The following is a 15940-nucleotide window of genomic DNA, read 5'->3' as shown; positions in this document are numbered from 1 at the left end:
CGTACGAAGTGGGGATTCCCGAGCCGGGCATCCGGTGGGTCAGGTCACGTGGACGGTTATCGCACCGATGACCGCGGATTCACCCTACCCGCGCTGAATACCTGCCGTCCGAGCCGGACCCGGGGACGCCGCACTCCGGGCCGCTCACCCAGGCCCAGCGGGCACCGGCAGCGTCGGTGAACCGGATGACCAGCGCCTGCTCGCCCTGGAACTTGGCGTAGTCGAGCACCTCGACCACCAGCGGAGCCGACCCGTGTTCGGCCGCCACGTCCGCCAGGCAGGCCGTGAGCGCGGCCTGGTCGGTGAGCCGGGCCAGCTGGTCCGTGCCGTCCGGAGCGGGCCGGCGCCCTTCCTCGGCGTCCACACCTGGCTGCGCGCCGGGCCCTCCGGTGGGCTCCTTGAACGGACGGGCGGTCACGGCGCTGCCCGTGGACTGTCCGAGGGTCTGCGGGGTGTAGTCGGTGCCGCTGCGCAGCGGCGGCCCGGTGGTGCGCGCCGCCCCGGCCCCCGCCGCGGCTTCGGGCGCGCTGGCAGGGCGGTCCATGGCGCTGGTGTCGGCGGTGTCGCCGCCGTTCCCCGACAGCTGGGTGAGACCCAGTCCGACCGCGACGACGGCGACCGCCGCGACGGCCACCGGAGCGGCACCTCGGACCCACCGCCGCTGTCGACGCTGTCGACGCCCCGGCCCGGTGGGAGTGCTCCGCCCCGGCTCGGCCGGCGCGGAGCCGGCGGGCCGGCGACCGCCCTGCGCCGGCAGAAGCACCGGCGTCGCGGAGCCGGCAGCGGGCTCCGGCGTGCTTGTGGGGTGCTCGATCTCGTCCGGCAGGGGACCTGCCGCCGCCAGCGCCGCGGTGAGTCGATCGGCGACGGCTGGCGGCATCTCCGGGGCTGGCTCGGCCCACCGGGCCAGGTCCGCGTGGACCTGCGTGATCGCGGGCGCCAGCAGCGCGTACGCCTGTGCCCAGGCCGGGTCCGCGGCCACCAGTCGGGCGACCTCCGCCTCCTGCGGAGTGCCGTCCAACGCCCCGCCGAGGTAGTCGGCGAGCAGGTCGTTGTCGACCTCCCTGAACCCCTCGGTCGTCACGAATCCTCCTGGTTGGCGTCCCGCCGGTACCGGCCCGACCCCGATCCGACGCCCTCGGACGGGCGTGGGTTCCCCGCCGTGACGCCCGGCACGTCCGTGTTCGGGTCTGCCGAAGTCCGAGGCACCGTCGACGCGGCCGGTCGGAGATGCCCGAGCAGCACCGCCAGGCGCGCCCGACCGCGAGCGCACCGGCTCTTCACAGTCCCCTCGGCGACACCGAGGATGCGGGCGACCTCCGCCACGGGGTAGCCCTGCACGTCGACGAGCACCAGCGCGGCGCGCTGCTCGACGGGCAGCGCGGCGAGCGCCTCGCGGACGACCAGCGCGGTGTCGTGATCGTGTGCCGGTGCGGCCGGCTCGACGCCGCCGGTGCCCGACCCGTCCACGGACCTGATGCCGTCGGGCAGTGGCACTGTGGGGTGCGCCTGTCGGCGTCGGATCCGGTCCAGGCACGCGTTCACGACGATCCGGTGCAGCCAGGTCGTGACGGCGGAGTCGCCACGGAAACGCGCGGCGGCACGGTGGGCCGACAGCAGGGCGTCCTGAAGAGCGTCGGCGGCCTCCTCGCGGTCGCCGATCGTCCGCAGAGCCACCGCCCAGAGACGGTCGCGGTGCCTGTGGAACAGTTCGGCGAAGGCGTCCCGGTCGCCTGCGACATGGGCGCGCAGCAGCTCAAGGTCCGTCGCCGCGTCGCGCCCGTCCATCACCACCGCCGGCGGAGACGGTACCGGGCTCGTGCTGCCCGGCTCACGAACCCTGGACCGTAATCTCCTGCACCCCGAGTCGGAAACCGTCCTCATCGCCGCTGGGCGGCAACTCGGTGAACCAGAGCAGCAGGTAGCGGTACTTTTCGTCGGCGTTGAAGCCGTTGAACGTCATCGTGGTGCCGTCGTGTTCCTTCAACACACCGATCTCGGTCTTGTAGTTCGCCACCATCTGCTTGTCACCGTTGGAGCTGGAGGGGTAGCCGGCGGTGCCGGCGAGCAGTTGGGCGGTGGCGCCTCGACCGGAGAGCACGGCCTGCACCGACTTCACAGTGTGCGGCGAGCCCAGGTCCAGCCAGACACCCATGCCGGACTTCAGGTTGCCGTACGTGGCGTTCGGGTAGCGGTCGGTCTCCCAACCCTTGTCGTTGTCGCCGTCGATGATCTTGTCAGCGCCGCCGAGCTCGTCCCGCTTGGTGCTGTCCGGGTCGACGATCCGGATGCCCTGTACGGCGAGGTTGCGTACGGTGGCGGCGGCCGGGGTGGCGTCACCTGCCGGCGCGCTCGCGGAGGGCGTGGCACCGGCGGTGTTCTGCGGATCCTCGTCCTTGTCGCCGAGCGCGCTGATGCCGATGAGCAGACCCACAAGGGCGACCGCCAGCAGGCCGGCGATGCCGATGGCCACCTTGCGACCACCCGCAGCGGCCAGCGGGGACGGCTCTTCCCCGGTGTCGGCGGCGAACCGCAACGGCCCGCTGGTGTCGAGGTAGTGCTCGTCCTCGGCAGGTACGTCCAGTCGGGCCAACTCGGCGGCGAGCACATCGGACGAGGGCGGGGCGATCTCGGCGTCGAGAAGATCCATCGTCAGGTCGTCCAGGTAGGCGGGCACTCCGGCCCGGACCTGGCGGGGGGCCGCGATTGTGCCGGCGGCGTCCCGGACGGCGTCGGAGATGGCGGCACGGCCATGGCCTGCTGTCGCGCCGCGCAGCGGTGCCTCGGCGTGCGGCCAGTGACCGGTCAGGGCGAAGTAGAGGACGCCGCCGACCGCCCGGATGTCGCTCTCCTGGCTGTCGTCGCCGTCGGTGCGCGCGTCGGCAAGGACCACGCGACCCTCGTCGCTGATCATGACGGTGCCGGGGTGCACGTTTCCGTGCACCATCCCGGTGGCGTGCACGGCGGCGAGCGCGCTGGCGACGGCGTTGCCGATGGCTGTGGCGCGGGCCGGGTCCAGAGGGCCCTCGGCCGCGAGGTCACGCAGCGACTGCCCGTCGACCCACTCCCGGACCACGTACGCCCGGTCGGCCTCGTCGATGGCGTCGTACACGCCGACAAGGTTGGGGTGGATGACCCGGCTGGCCGCGACGGCGGCCTGGAGCATTTCGGTGGCGGAGTCGCCACCCGGGTAGCGGAGCACCACCGCGACGGGGCGGCGCAGGATGACGTCGACCCCGCGCCAGACCAGCCGACCCGCGCTGTCGTTGTTGATGTGCTCGACGAGTTCGTACCGCTCGGCGAGGATCTCACCGGCCGTGGGAGCACCGAAGGTCATTACCGGCGGAGCGCTCTCGTCCGCCTCCTGACCTTCGCCGACCTGGGTCACCCGTCCTCCCTCGGTGATCGTGTCGATCGATGGACCCGCACTGCTGGGCATGTGGCTTCCCGCTCTGCCGTCGAAGGAACCGGCCGACCGGTGTCGACGCCCAGCGTCGGCGCCGCCGCACCCGTCGAGAGCGACCTTACCCGGGTTGCCCGTCTCTCCGACATGTCATCTTCCCGCCGTACCCAGCGGGGTGCCGGGAGTCGGAGAAGTAGTCCGGTTACGACCGTTGTCAGCCACGTTGCTGGCACATGTACTAACCAATCTACGGCTTCACCGCAAGTGATCGACGGTGGGGCCAGGCCCGGTCGGCGCGTCCCGCAGGGGGTCGGGTTCCCCCCGATCGGGCGACCACGCTCATCCGTACGGTTGGTTATCCACAGGACTATCTGGTTGCTGGCCGGCGAATCGCGGAGTTATCCACAGGTGCATCCCCAGGCTGGTGATCCGCAGTCACGGTCGGTATGTCACCAACTTGTTGTGATCGTCGGCTGACCTTCAGCGACCGAGGCGGCGGCGGACCATGCCGACCACCTCGGTGATCTCCCCGATCCGCAGCACCATCGCCAACCCGAGGTACGTCCCGCCGATCACCGCGCCGCCGACAACGAGCTGGACGATCGCCTCCAGGCGGGTCGGCGTGTCATCACCGGGCAGCAGCTTGACCACCAGCAGGCCGACAAGTGCCGAACCGAGTGCCGCCGCCGCGACCCGGCCGCCGGTCCGCATGATCTCGCCGAGACCGATCCGACCGACGCGCGGCCGGAGCAGCCACGCCGAGCCGATCGCGGCAGCCAGATACGAGATCGCGTTACCGATCATCATTCCGGCCCCGGCGAAGCTCGCCGAGAAGGCCACGAAGAGCACGATCTGCACCCCGATCCGGAGCGCCACGATCGGAATGTTGATCAGAGCCGGGGTCCGGGTGTCGGGCAGCGCGTAGAACGCGAAGGTGAAGAGCTGGCTCACAGCGAACGGAACCAGCGCCAGCGCCGCGGCGAGCAGCACGATCGAGGTGGCGGTGGCGTTGTCCTCGTTGAACGCGCCGAACCGGAACAGCGTGAACGCGATAGGCGTGGCCAGGACGGCGTAGCAGACCGCGATCGGGGCCAGCACAGCGGTGACAGTGCGGGTGCCCCGGGAGAGGTCGGCCGCGAGATCGGCGTACCGGCCGTCGGCGGCCGCCGCGCTCATCCGGGGCATCAGCGCGGTGATGATCGAGACGGCGATGATGCCGTGTGCCGTCATCAGCAGGAGGAAGACGTTGTTGTAGATCAGCGGGCCGGCGGCGTTCTCCTTGCCGGCCCGGTTCAGCAGGTTGAACAGCACGATCAGGCCGATCTGGCTCACCGCGACGTAGCAGATCATCCACGCGCCGAGCCGGCCCAACTCGCGCAGCCCGAGCGCACGGAAGTCGAAGCGCAGCTTCCAGCGGAAGCCGACCTTGCGCAGCGCCGGCAGCAGACCCGCCGCCTGGATGGCGACGCCGAGCAGGGTGCCACCACCGATCAGCAGCACCCGGCCGGTGGTCATGTCCCCCGGCTGGACGATCTCCGCACCGAACACGGCGATGTAGAGGCCTGCGGTGCCGATCACCACCAGGTTGTTGAGGATCGGCGCCCACATCGGGGCGGCGAAGTGCCCCCGGGTGTTGAGCACCGCGCTGATCAACGCGCTCAGCCCCGAGAAGAAGATCATCGGCAGCATGAGGCGGGCCAGCGCCGTGACCAGCTGCGAATAGTCGCCCGTCGACTCGCCGCTGCCGTAGAGCCAGGTCAGCGGCGAGGCCAACGCGACAGCGAGCACGGCGGCCACGCCGAGGGCGAGCACCGCGAGGGTCAACAGCCTCTGCGCGTACGCCTGGCCGCCGTCGGCGTCGGACTTGCGGCGGCGTACCAGCACCGGAATCAGCACGCTCGTGAGAACGCCGCCGAGCAGGAACTCGTAGACCATCCCGGGCAGGATCTGCGCGGTCGTGTACGCGTCGCCGACCAGCGCGCCACCGAGCGCCGCCGCGATGACGAGGTTGCGCAGGAAGCCCGTACCCCGACTCACCAGGCTGCCGATTGCCATCACCGCGCTGTTTGTCGCGGCGCTCGCCTCGGCCACCTGCTCCTGCGGCGGGGCTGTCGATTCCATGGCCGGCTGGTTCAGCGGCTCGGCGGAGATGAAGGTGGCGCCGTCGTGCGGGCGCCCACCGGCTCCGGGCCCGCCGTCGCGCGCGGCGTTCGCGCTGCGGTAGAGCCCGCCGCTCATCTCCAGCCTCCCAGGGGTACGTCGAGCCGGGCACCGACCCGCACGCCACAGACCTTAGTCAACCCCCGCCCATTACCCGCGCCCGGCGGATCGGATCGCACGTCGGCCCGATAGTCTGGCGATCCCATGTCCGAAGCCTCCGCTCCCCACACCGCTGACCGCCGCGAACTCACCGCCGCGCAGCGCAACGCCGTCGCCGAACTGCTGCGGGTCTCCCCGGTCGCCGACGAGTTGGGCCGCCGGTTCGTCCGCGCCGGTCACGAGCTGCACCTGGTGGGCGGTTCGGTGCGGGACGCCCTGCTCGGGCGGCTCGGCGACGACCTGGACTTCTGCACCGACGCGCACCCCGACGAGACGCTGCGGATCATCAAGGGCTGGGCCGAGTCGATCTGGGAGACCGGCCGGGAGTTCGGCACCATCGGCGCCCAGCGCGGCGGCCTCCGGCTGGAGATCACCACCTTCCGCGCCGAGTCGTACGACCAGGTCAGCCGCAACCCGGTGGTGGTCTACGGCACGAGCCTCGACGAGGATCTGCGGCGGCGTGACTTCACGATCAACGCGATGGCTGTCAGCCTGCCGGAGCACCGGTTCACCGACCCGCACGGTGGGCTTGGCGATCTCGCGGCCAAGGTGATCCGTACTCCCAGCACCCCGCGCGAGTCGTTCGGCGACGATCCGCTGCGGATGCTGCGGGCCGCCCGGTTCGCCGCCCAGCTGGGCTTCGCCGTACATCCGGACGCGTACGTGGCGATGACCGAGATGGCCGCCGACCTGGACCGGATCACCGCCGAGCGGATCCGTGACGAGTTCACAAAGCTGCTCTGCGGCGTCGACCCGATCGCTGGGCTGCGGCTGCTTGTCGACACCGGGCTTGCCGAGCGGTTCCTGCCGGAGCTGACCGGTCTGAAGCTGGAGATCGACGAGCACGCCCAGCACAAGGACGTCTACGAGCACACGCTGACTGTCGTCGAGAACGCGGTCTCGTTCGAGGAGGAGGGCTGCGACTTCATCCTGCGGATGGCCGCCCTCATGCACGACGTGGGCAAGCCGGCGACCAAGGCGGTCGGGTCCGACGGCCGGGTCAGCTTCCACCATCACGAGGTGGTCGGCGCCCGGCTGACAAAGGCCCGGATGAAGGCGATGCGCTACCCCAAGGAGATCACCGCGAAGGTGACCGCGCTTGTCGCGCTGCACCTGCGCTTCTACGGGTACGGGCGCGGCGAGTGGACCGACTCGGCGGTGCGCCGCTACGTGGCGGACGCCGGTGACCTGCTGCCTCGGCTGCACAAGCTGACCCGCTCGGACTGCACCACCCGCAACCGCCGCAAGGCTGCCCAGCTCGCCGCCGACTACGACGCGCTGGAGGACCGGATCGGCCGGATCGCCGCCGAGGAGGACCTGGCCCGGGTCCGCCCCGACCTGGACGGCAACGCGATCATGGAGTTGCTCGGCGTACCGCCGGGGCCTGTGGTCGGTAGGGCCTGGAAGCACCTCAAGGAACAGCGCCTGGAGCACGGCCCGCTGGACCGCGACGCCGCCGAGGCGGAGTTGCTGCGTTGGGCCCGCGCCGAAGGCCTGATCAACTAGCCGGCTCTCGCCGCCCTACCGCGCAGGAAGACCTTGGAGGGAAAGCGCCCCTCCGGGGGCAGTTTCCTTCCAAGATCTCTCAGGTACGCAGGAGGGCGCCGCCCCCGAACCAGGAGCGGCGCCCGTCGGCGTACGTCGTCAGCGGGTCTCGACGGCCGACCCGTCCACCGCTGCGGAGCCCTTGCCGGCTGCGGTGCCGTTGGCGACAGCGCTGGACGCCGAGCCGAGCCGCGCCAGCAGGCCAGGCAGGTCGATGCCGGTCAGGTCGCTGCCGAGCTGAAGACCCTGCGCCACGTTTCCGGCCACCGACTTCGTCAGCGACGACGCGCCGTCGGTGGAGATGACTGTCATCTTGTCGATCGCACCGATCGGGGCGCTGGCCGCCTCGACCACCTGCGGAAGCACCTTGACCAGCAGGTCCAGCACCGCCGCCTCGCCGTACGCCGCGAACGCCTCGGCCTTGCGCGCCATCGCGTCCGCCTCGGCCTGCCCACGGGCCAGGATGGCCGCGGCCTCGGCCGTACCCTCCCGCTCGACCGCCTCGGCGATCGCGGTACGTCGCCGCTGCTCTGCCTCACCTTCCTTGGCGCCCTCGATCGCGTTGGCCTCGGCCAGCGCGGCCCGGCGGGCCCGCTCACCTTCACCGGTGAGCCGGGCCTGCTCGGCGGATGCCTGCGCGGCGGCGATTACCGCCTGCCGCTGCGCGTCCGCATTGAACACCGCCGCGTTGCGGGCCGCCTCGGCCTCCTGCTCCACCTTGTACCGGGCGGCGTCGGCCGGCTTGCGCACCTCGGTGTCCAGTTGACGCTGCTTGAGTTCGGCGTTGCGCTCGGCCACCTTCTGCTGCTCGGTGAGGATCGCCTGGTCCCGTTCCGCCTGGGCGAGCGGCCCGGACGCCGCCGACTTCGCCTTCGCCGCGTCGATCTCCGCCTGGATGCCAGCCTGCTTCAGCGCCAGGTTCCGGTTCGCCTCGGCGATGGCCTCCTCGGCGAGCAGCCGCTCCTGCTCGGCCTGCTGCCGCGCCCGCGCCTCGGCGATCGCCGCGTCCTTGAGCACCCGGGCCGCCTCCGGCCGACCCAGGTCCTGCAGGTACGAGCCCTCGGCCAGGATGTCCTGAAGCTGGAAGGTGTCCAGCACCAGCCCCTGGTTGGTCATCGAGTGTTCGGCCTCCTCGGCCACCGCGTTGGCGAACGCCGCCCGGTCCCGGATGACCTCCTCGACGGTGAGCCGGCCGACGATCGACCGCAGCGCGCCGGCCAGCACCTCCCGGGTGAAGTTGTCGATCTCGTCCTGCTGGTGCAGGAACCGCTGTGCCGCCGCCCGGATCGCGTCCTCGGTCCCGCCTACCTTGACGATCGCCACGCCGTTCAGGTCGGCGCGGATGCCCTGCTTGCTCACCGCGCCCCGGATGCCGACGTCGATCCGCCGGCTGGACAGGTCGAGCGACTGGAGCTTCTGCACCACCGGCAGCACGAACACCGAGGCACCCAGCACGACCTTCTGCCCGGAGTTGTCGGTGGACCGGCCACCGTCGGCGGTCTGGGTGGTGCGGCCCTTACGGCCGGTGACGATGAACGCTTCGTTCGGCCCAGCCACCTTGATCCGGGAGAGGACGAAGAACACCAGGACGAGCACGAGAAGAACTGCGCCGGCGACGGCGATCAGCAAGGGCATGAAGAAGTCCTGTCTTCGAGGGGGAGTCAGTAGGTCTCGACGTGCACGCTGGTCTCGCTGAGCGCCTGCACCACGAAGACCTGGGCGCCGACCGGGATCGGCTGGTCGGCGCGGGCGTTGAGTTTGACCGGCTGGCCGGCGACGCGTACGCGGACCTCGCCGTACCCGTCGACCGGCACCGGAGTCACCACCAGGCCGAGCGCGCCGACCATGTCGTTGCGGGTGGGAGTGGGGTCGGTGCGCATGTTGCGCGCCGCTCGACTCAGCCGGGACGCCAGCCACGCGGTGGGCACTGCAGCGACCAGGCCTGCGGCCGCCGCGCCAGCGATCATGCCCGGTGTACGTGCACCGAGCAGTTCGTTGGCGATGGCCCCGCCGAACCCGAACGCGCCGGCGAAGCCCGCCACCGCCTCGGTCGAGGCCGGCCCATCCACGTCAGCGTGCCCGAAATGCAACAGTTCGGTGCCGAGCAGGGCGAGCACCAGCACCCCGACACCTGCCGCGCCGATGAGGAGAAAGATGAGCGTCCCGGTGGCCACGACCTGCACAGTATCGATGGTGTGCAAGGTCGACTCTGGTCCGGGACGAGGTCAGCCGGAGACGGGGGGACAATGGGCGGATGCGCTGGACCGTGCTCGACTCTCCGATCGGCGAGTTCTCCGTGGCCACCGACGGCACGAGCGTGTGCGGCACGCACTTCGGCCGGGTCGACGCTGCGGCCGACGAGCCCGCCGACGCGGTGTCCCGGCAGGCTGTCGCCGAGTTGCGGGCGTACTTCGCCGGTGAGCTGACCGCCTTCACCGTCCCGGTGACGGTTCCGCGTGGCTCGGAGTTCGAGCGGGCGGTGTGGCGGGAGATGACAGACATTCCGTACGGCGAGACGGCGACGTACGGCGACGTGGCGCGTCTGGTCGGCGATCCCGGGGCGGCACGGGCGGTCGGGGTCGCCTGCAACCGCAACCCGGTCCCGGTGATCGTGCCGTGTCACCGGATCGTCGGCGCCGGCGGCAAGCTTGTCGGTTTCGGTGGTGGCCTGCCCCGCAAGGTCAAGCTGCTGGAGTTGGAGGCCGGCGTCGCGCTGCGACACACCTGGGCCATTGGCTGACGCTCACCGAACAAGGGCTATACAACTTCGGTATGGCCTTCACGCTGACCCTCAAGCCCGAAGTCGAACGGCGCCTCAAGGAGCTTGCCGAGGCCGAGCAGCGTTCGATGCACAAGACTGTGGAAGTGGCGATCCAGGCATACCTGGACCGTCACGATCGCGACGACTGGACCCGCCAGGCGGCTCGGAAGGTGTTCGCTGAGGACGCCACGTTCTTCGAAATGCTTGGCGATCGGTGACCCAGGCTTGGCCGGACGCGGAAGATCTACGGACCCTTCTCGCGGAGTGGACCGGGCCGGAGAGCCGAGTACGTGACGCGGGGATCCTCGTCGCGGCGGCGCGCTGGTCAGTGGCGAGGTCGATTCCGTCGACGAGTTGGCGCTGAGGCTTTCGCCGTACCTGGAGATGTCGAGCTGAACGCGTCGAGGGCCGGGTCCGTGCGGACCCGGCCCTCGACGGTGCTGTGTGTCAGCGGGTCAGCGCTCGACCTCGCCGGCGATGAACTCCTCGACGGCCTGGTGGGCGTCGTGGTCGGCGTACTGCACCGGCGGGGACTTCATGAAGTACGACGAGGCCGACAGGATCGGGCCGGCGAGCTTCCGGTCCAGCGCGATCTTCGCGGCACGGACGGCGTCGATGATGACACCGGCCGAGTTCGGGGAGTCCCACACCTCGAGCTTGAGCTCGGCGTTCAGCGGGGTGTCACCGAAGGAACGACCCTCCAGGCGGATGTACGCCCACTTGCGGTCGTCCAGCCACGGCACGTGGTCCGACGGGCCGATGTGCACGTCGCTCTTGCTCATCTCGTGCGGGATCTGCGAGGTGACCGACTGGGTCTTCGAGATCTTCTTCGAGACCAGCCGCTTGCGCTCCAGCATGTTCATGAAGTCCATGTTGCCGCCGAAGTTGAGCTGGTACGTGCGCAGCAGCTCGACGCCGCGGTCCTCGAAGAGCTTCGCGAGCGCGCGGTGCACGATGGTGGCGCCGACCTGGCTCTTGATGTCGTCACCGACGATCGGCAGGCCGGCGTCGGTGAACTTCTGCGCCCACTCCGGGTCCGAGGCGATGAAGACGGGCAGGGCGTTGACGAACGCGCAACCGGCGTCGATCGCCGCCTGGGCGTAGAACTTGGCAGCCTGCTCGGAGCCGACGGGCAGGTAGCAGACGACGACGTCGACCTGCGCGTCACGCAGCGCCTGCGTCACGTCGACGGCGGTGGCGTCGGACTCCTCGACGATCTCGCGGTAGTACTGGCCCAGACCGTCGAAGGTCGGACCGCGCTGCACGGACACGCCGGTGGGCGGCACGTCGCAGAGCTTGATGGTGTTGTTCTCGCTGGCGACGATCGCCTCCGCGAGGTCCATGCCCACCTTCTTGGCGTCGACGTCGAACGCCGCGACAAACTCAACGTCAGAGACGTGGTAGTCGCCGAAGGTGACGTGCATGAGACCCGGGACGCGGTCGTTCGGGTCGGCGTTGCGGTAGTACTCGACGCCCTGAACCAGGGACGAGGCGCAGTTACCCACACCGACGATGGCGACGCGGACGGAGCCCATAGCGTCTGCCTCCTTCTTCTCTGTCACGGCCGCTCTTTCCTGGTATCTCCAGGTGGAGGCGGGCTGTTGTCTTCTCGTCGGCCACCGGCCGTCCCCGTTTGCGGGACCGTCGGGGCTCGGCCGGAGCGCTCGTTGGCGATGAGCTCCTCCAGCCAGCGGACCTCACGCTCACAGGCGTCAAGGCCGTGGCGCTGCAGTTCCAAGGTGTAAGCGTCGAGGCGCTCGGCCGCCCGGCCCAGCACGTCGCGAAGCCCTTCGCGACGTTCCTCGATCTTGCGGCGGCGACCCTCCAGAATGCGCAGTCGGGTCGCCTGGTCGGTGCGGGCGAAGAACGCAAAGTGCACCCCGAAGCCCGTGTCGTCGTACGTCTCGGGCCCCGCCTGTGCGATCAGCTGGGCGAAGCGTTCCTTGCCCTCCGCGGTGATTTTGTAGACCACCCGACCTCGTCGGCTGGTCAGCGCGGGAACCTCCTCGGCGGTGACGGGTGTCTCAGCGGCTTCGGTGATCCACCCCGCCGCCTGGAGCCTGCGTAGCGTGGGATAGAGCGAGCCGTAGCTGATCGCCGCGCGGATCGCCCCGAGCTTGGCGGTCAACTCCTTGCGCAGCTCATAGCCGTGCATCGGAGATTCCTGAAGCAGGCCGAGGATGGCGAGGTCGAGCATGGGCCACCCTCTCTTACCTCTGGCGCCGAGCGGTAACCGCCGCGATGTATCGGACCGATACATCGCACGTTAGCGGGTCATCGAAGCCAGGGCAAACCCTCGTTCCGGGATCCTGCCGTCACGGATCGTGACGATGGTCGCCTGGTCCGGCCGGACCGCGTACCCTTCTCCGCATGCGTACGCAGCGCCAGGTCGTCGACTACTCGCTTCAGAAGCGAGCAGTGCTGCGTGAGCTTCTGGCCGGCCGGGTCGGCACGTACGACGTGTGCGACGCGTCGCCGTACCTGAAGAACGCTGCACGGTTCCACGGCGAGCCCACCGACCTGCGCTGCCCGATCTGTCGCAGCGAGAATCTGACCCTGGTCCACTACATTTACGGTGACGAACTCAAGCAGTCCGCCGGCCAGGCCCGGACGCTCACCGAGCTGCCCGTGTTGGCGATGACACTGCGTGAGTTCCAGGTCTTCGTGGTGGAGGTGTGCCTCGGCTGTGACTGGAACCACCTCGTCGAGCAGTACCTGCTCGGCCGGGACGGTCTCAGCGGCGACGGCGCTGACGAGCAGGACGTGGCCAGCGCCGAGGGCGCAGGTCGACGGAGGCGAGAGGCGCAACGGTGATCTCAGGTGGTTGGACCGGCCCCGGGGCCGTGGACGTGACCCGGGACGGCCAACCGCTCGTTGGTCCGATTGGCCCTATTGATACAGCAATGGACCCAGTGAACCGGCACCCCCGTGCCGGCGTCCCGGGTGAAGCAACTCACGGCAACCCGGTGGCGGCGCAGCAGCGCCCCACCGCGACCGGCAGGGTGTGAGGAATGAACTCGTACGGCGATCCCAGTTCTGCGCGCGGGCGGGCCGAGTACCCCGGCCCGGACGGTGACCCCGGACCGGGCGCGGACGACTCGTACCGTCGACCCGGCGGTGACTCCCGCGCGGGCGGCTGGTCCGCTCCCGAGCCAGCGGCACCTCCTGGCAGGGCCACCGTGACACCGCGGGCCGCCGGTGGTCGTGCCTCGGTGGGCGGCTCGGCCTCGGTGCCGCCACGCGGCGTCGCCGCCGGATCCGCCTCGGTGGGTTCGGCCACGCCGGGCCGCAGCGGCCGGGCCTCCGTGCCGGTTTCGCCGGCCCCTGGTGCGGCCGCCGGCCGTGCCGGTGCCGGCCGGGCCTCGGTGCCGGTCTCCCCGGGCGCACCTTTGGGCCGTGCCGTCGTCGGCGCCGCCTCCGTCGGTGCGGCTTCGGCAGGCCGGGCCAGGGTCGGTACGGCGTCGGTAGGTGGCCGTGCCGCTGTCGCCCGGGCGAGTGTCTCCCCGGTCTCCGGTGGCCCGGGTGGGCCAGGTGGCCCGGGCGGGCCGAACGGTCCAGGTCGCGGTGGTCGGGGCGGTCGCGGTTCGGGCGACCCGAGCGGGGCGGCCCGCGCCAAGAAGCGCAAGCGGATGAACCTGCTGATCGCCGGGTTCGCCGTCTTCATCATGCTCGCGGGCGTCGGCGTGGTCGGCTTCACCTACTACTCGACAAACGTGGTCATGCCCAACGAGATGCCGTTGCCGCTGTCCACGACCGTCTACGCCAAGGATGGCAAGACCCAGCTGGCCAAGCTGGGCAGCGAGAACCGCACCTTCGTCACCATCAACCAGATCCCGGAGCACGTGCAGCACGCGGTCGCCGCAGCCGAGGACCGGAACTTCTACCGGCACTCCGGCGTCGACTACAAGGGCATCGTCCGGGCTGCGTGGAACAACGTCTCCAACGGTGACAAGCAGGGTGCCTCGACGATCACCCAGCAGTACGCCCGCAACGCGTTCGAGAACCTCAAGGACGACACGTACGGCCGGAAGGTGAAGGAGGCAATCCTCGCCTCCAAGCTCAACGACACGTACAGCAAGCCCGAGATCATGCAGCACTACCTGAACGTGATCTATTTCGGGCGGGGTGCGTACGGCATCGAGGCTGCGGCGCAGACCTACTTCGGCAAGTCGGCGCTCAAGCTCACCCCGGCCGAGGGCGCGGTCCTGGCCGCACTCATCAAGCAGCCGCAGGCGACCGAGACCCATCGGGGGTACGACCCGGCGGTCAACCCGACGGACGCCAAGACCCGGTGGGACTACGTGATCGACGGGATGAAGAAGGAGGGCTGGCTGGACCCCGCCACCCAGCTCGAATACCCGAAGGCGCTGCCGCTGAAGAAGGACGGCGTCGGCTTCGGCGTCAAGAGCCCTCGGGGCAACGTCATCAACTACGTCCGCCAGGAGATGGACCAGATGGGTCTCTGCTCCGACAGCGGCGCGGAGGGCAAGGTCAGCTGCGTCGACGCCCTACGGGACGGCGGCTACCGGATCACCACCACCATCGACCCGAAGTTGCAGGCGGCCGCCGAGAACGTCGCGATGCAGTCGAAGAAGGGCTCCGAGCTCAACGACCAGCCCAAGAACCTGATGGCGGCGGTCGTCTCGATCGACCCGAAGAAGGGCCGCGTGCTCGCCTACTACGGTGGCGACAGCGGCGCGGACTTCGACTACGCCGGCAAGAACACCGACAAGAACGGTGACCTGACCGGCGGTCACCAGCCGGGTTCTTCGATGAAGGTCTACACACTGGCTGCCGCCATCGAGGCCGGCATCTCGGTCAAGTCGCACTGGGACCCCACGCCGTACAAGCCTGAGGGCTCCGCGGTCGCGATCGGTAACGCCGGCCGTACCAACCTCAAGTGCGGCAAGTGGTGCACCCTCGAAGAGTCGACGGTCCAGTCGTACAACGTGCCCTTCTACTGGGTCACCGACAAGATCGGTGCCGGGAAGGTCGTCGACATGGCCCGGAAGGCAGGCGTGACCACCATGTGGGGCGTCGACCCGCCGCAGGCCTTCGACCTGTCGAAGAAGGGACCGAACCCGTTCGACAACTACACGGGTTTCGGCAAGTACCCGATCACGGTGTTCGACCACGCCAACGCAATGGCCACGTTCGCCAACGACGGCAAGTACATCAAGGCGCACTTCATCATCAAGGTGGAGCAGCAGGACAAGGACACCGGCAAGTGGAAGGTGGTCGGCAGCGAGCGCATCAAGCCGGAGCAGCGGATCGACAAGAAGATCACCGATGAGGTCACCGGTGTCCTGAAGCAGATCCCCGGCCCGAACGGGCTCTCGCTCGATGGCGGCCGCGCCGCCGCCGCCAAGACCGGCACCTGGGAGTACGACCGTAAGGACAACGCCCACGCGTGGACTGTCGGTTACACCCCGCAGATCGCCACAGCGGTCTGGGTTGGCAGCCGTGATCCGAGGAAGCCCCAGATCCGCCTCGCCGGCGGTAAGCCCATCGGCGGTTCGACACTGCCTGGTCCGATCTGGGAGAAGTACATGAACACCGCTCTCAAGGGGCAGGACGAGGTCTCCCTGCCCAGCGTCACAGGCGAGGGCGACGTTGACGCAGGCAACGGCAAGGAGCCGGTGGCTCCTCCGCCGACCCCCGGCCTGCCCGGCGGACCGGGTGGACCCGGCGGGCCTGGCGGCGGGCAGCCCTGTGACCCGTTGACCAACCCGTTCTGCCCGCGTACCGACGGCAACGCCGGCGGCGACACACCGGGGAGACCCGGGAACGGCGGAGGCGGCGGAAACGGTGGCGGGCTGTTACCCGGCCTGCCACCAACCCGGGACTGACCCCAACCAGTACACGACGCCGCCGCCGGCCGGACGACCTGTCCGACCGGCGGCGGCGTTTGG

At 70.0% G+C, this 15940-nt stretch carries 13 protein-coding genes; 5 read left to right on the top strand and 8 right to left on the bottom strand.

Going from position 1 to position 15940, the window contains the following annotated elements; all coding sequences use genetic code 11:
* Positions 1–79: 79 nt before the first annotated feature.
* The 4 genes from ACLQ23_RS11705 to murJ form a co-directional block, all read right to left on the bottom strand.
* Positions 80–1084: a hypothetical protein gene (locus ACLQ23_RS11705; RefSeq protein WP_425880635.1), complete on the bottom strand. Its 1005-nt coding sequence runs from the start codon at positions 1082–1084 to the stop codon at positions 80–82.
* A complete protein-coding gene (gene sigM / locus ACLQ23_RS11700; protein WP_355629345.1) occupies positions 1081–1788 on the bottom strand; it encodes an RNA polymerase sigma factor SigM in 708 nt (235 codons plus the stop codon). Before sigM ends, ACLQ23_RS11705 begins: the two co-directional genes overlap by 4 nt.
* A gap of 43 nt (positions 1789–1831) precedes the next feature.
* Positions 1832–3439 (bottom strand): protein kinase family protein, encoded by a 1608-nt coding sequence (locus tag ACLQ23_RS11695; RefSeq protein WP_355587442.1) that lies wholly within the window; start codon positions 3437–3439, stop codon positions 1832–1834.
* A gap of 444 nt (positions 3440–3883) precedes the next feature.
* Complete coding sequence (murJ, locus tag ACLQ23_RS11690; protein WP_355629287.1) at positions 3884–5641, bottom strand: murein biosynthesis integral membrane protein MurJ; 1758 nt, start codon at positions 5639–5641, stop codon at positions 3884–3886.
* Between the two features lie 126 nt (positions 5642–5767).
* On the opposite strand from murJ, the gene ACLQ23_RS11685 reads away from it, so the two are divergent.
* Positions 5768–7228: a CCA tRNA nucleotidyltransferase gene (locus tag ACLQ23_RS11685; protein ID WP_355587437.1), complete on the top strand. Its 1461-nt coding sequence runs from the start codon at positions 5768–5770 to the stop codon at positions 7226–7228.
* A gap of 138 nt (positions 7229–7366) precedes the next feature.
* On the opposite strand, the gene ACLQ23_RS11680 is transcribed toward ACLQ23_RS11685, so the two are convergent.
* Together ACLQ23_RS11680 and ACLQ23_RS11675 are read right to left on the bottom strand one after the other, a co-directional pair.
* Positions 7367–8902 (bottom strand): flotillin family protein, encoded by a 1536-nt coding sequence (locus ACLQ23_RS11680; RefSeq protein WP_355587434.1) that lies wholly within the window; start codon positions 8900–8902, stop codon positions 7367–7369.
* A gap of 26 nt (positions 8903–8928) precedes the next feature.
* Positions 8929–9450, bottom strand: coding sequence for a hypothetical protein (locus ACLQ23_RS11675; RefSeq protein ID WP_355587432.1), 522 nt, complete (start codon positions 9448–9450; stop codon positions 8929–8931).
* A 71-nt stretch (positions 9451–9521) separates the two neighbouring features.
* On the opposite strand from ACLQ23_RS11675, the gene ACLQ23_RS11670 reads away from it, so the two are divergent.
* Positions 9522–10007 (top strand): methylated-DNA--[protein]-cysteine S-methyltransferase, encoded by a 486-nt coding sequence (locus ACLQ23_RS11670; RefSeq protein WP_355587430.1) that lies wholly within the window; start codon positions 9522–9524, stop codon positions 10005–10007.
* Positions 10008–10039: 32 nt separating this feature from the next.
* Positions 10040–10246, top strand: coding sequence for a ribbon-helix-helix protein, CopG family (locus ACLQ23_RS11665; protein ID WP_355587427.1), 207 nt, complete (start codon positions 10040–10042; stop codon positions 10244–10246).
* Positions 10247–10483: 237 nt separating this feature from the next.
* On the opposite strand, the gene ACLQ23_RS11660 is transcribed toward ACLQ23_RS11665, so the two are convergent.
* On the bottom strand, positions 10484–11563 hold the full coding sequence (locus tag ACLQ23_RS11660; protein ID WP_355588438.1) for an inositol-3-phosphate synthase: 1080 nt from the start codon (positions 11561–11563) through the stop codon (positions 10484–10486).
* A gap of 23 nt (positions 11564–11586) precedes the next feature.
* On the bottom strand, positions 11587–12225 hold the full coding sequence (locus ACLQ23_RS11655) for a PadR family transcriptional regulator (RefSeq protein WP_355587425.1): 639 nt from the start codon (positions 12223–12225) through the stop codon (positions 11587–11589).
* Positions 12226–12398: 173 nt separating this feature from the next.
* On the opposite strand from ACLQ23_RS11655, the gene ACLQ23_RS11650 reads away from it, so the two are divergent.
* Both ACLQ23_RS11650 and ACLQ23_RS11645 read left to right on the top strand, forming a co-directional pair.
* A complete protein-coding gene (locus ACLQ23_RS11650) occupies positions 12399–12842 on the top strand; it encodes a DUF5318 domain-containing protein (RefSeq protein WP_167946432.1) in 444 nt (147 codons plus the stop codon).
* Between the two features lie 197 nt (positions 12843–13039).
* Positions 13040–15877 (top strand): transglycosylase domain-containing protein, encoded by a 2838-nt coding sequence (locus ACLQ23_RS11645; protein WP_355587423.1) that lies wholly within the window; start codon positions 13040–13042, stop codon positions 15875–15877.
* The last annotated feature ends 63 nt before the right edge of the window (positions 15878–15940 follow it).

The organism is Micromonospora sp. DT41 (assembly GCF_049841715.1).
GTDB classification, from domain to species: Bacteria; Actinomycetota; Actinomycetes; order Mycobacteriales; family Micromonosporaceae; genus Micromonospora; species Micromonospora profundi.
The sequence above is the reverse complement of the archived record's forward strand: the minus strand, read 5'-3'. Positions and strand labels throughout refer to the sequence as shown.

Excerpts from the sequence above, each read along its gene's own strand:
- sigM (WP_355629345.1), bottom strand. The coding sequence starts at position 1,788 with ATGGACGGGCGCGACGCGGCGACGGACCTTGAGCTGCTGCGCGCCCAT.
- ACLQ23_RS11695 (WP_355587442.1), bottom strand. The coding sequence starts at position 3,439 with ATGCCCAGCAGTGCGGGTCCATCGATCGACACGATCACCGAGGGAGGA.
- murJ (WP_355629287.1), bottom strand. The coding sequence starts at position 5,641 with ATGAGCGGCGGGCTCTACCGCAGCGCGAACGCCGCGCGCGACGGCGGG.
- ACLQ23_RS11685 (WP_355587437.1), top strand. The coding sequence starts at position 5,768 with ATGTCCGAAGCCTCCGCTCCCCACACCGCTGACCGCCGCGAACTCACC.
- ACLQ23_RS11680 (WP_355587434.1), bottom strand. The coding sequence starts at position 8,902 with ATGCCCTTGCTGATCGCCGTCGCCGGCGCAGTTCTTCTCGTGCTCGTC.
- ACLQ23_RS11670 (WP_355587430.1), top strand. The coding sequence starts at position 9,522 with ATGCGCTGGACCGTGCTCGACTCTCCGATCGGCGAGTTCTCCGTGGCC.
- ACLQ23_RS11665 (WP_355587427.1), top strand. The coding sequence starts at position 10,040 with ATGGCCTTCACGCTGACCCTCAAGCCCGAAGTCGAACGGCGCCTCAAG.
- ACLQ23_RS11660 (WP_355588438.1), bottom strand. The coding sequence starts at position 11,563 with ATGGGCTCCGTCCGCGTCGCCATCGTCGGTGTGGGTAACTGCGCCTCG.
- ACLQ23_RS11655 (WP_355587425.1), bottom strand. The coding sequence starts at position 12,225 with ATGCTCGACCTCGCCATCCTCGGCCTGCTTCAGGAATCTCCGATGCAC.
- ACLQ23_RS11650 (WP_167946432.1), top strand. The coding sequence starts at position 12,399 with ATGCGTACGCAGCGCCAGGTCGTCGACTACTCGCTTCAGAAGCGAGCA.
- ACLQ23_RS11645 (WP_355587423.1), top strand. The coding sequence starts at position 13,040 with ATGAACTCGTACGGCGATCCCAGTTCTGCGCGCGGGCGGGCCGAGTAC.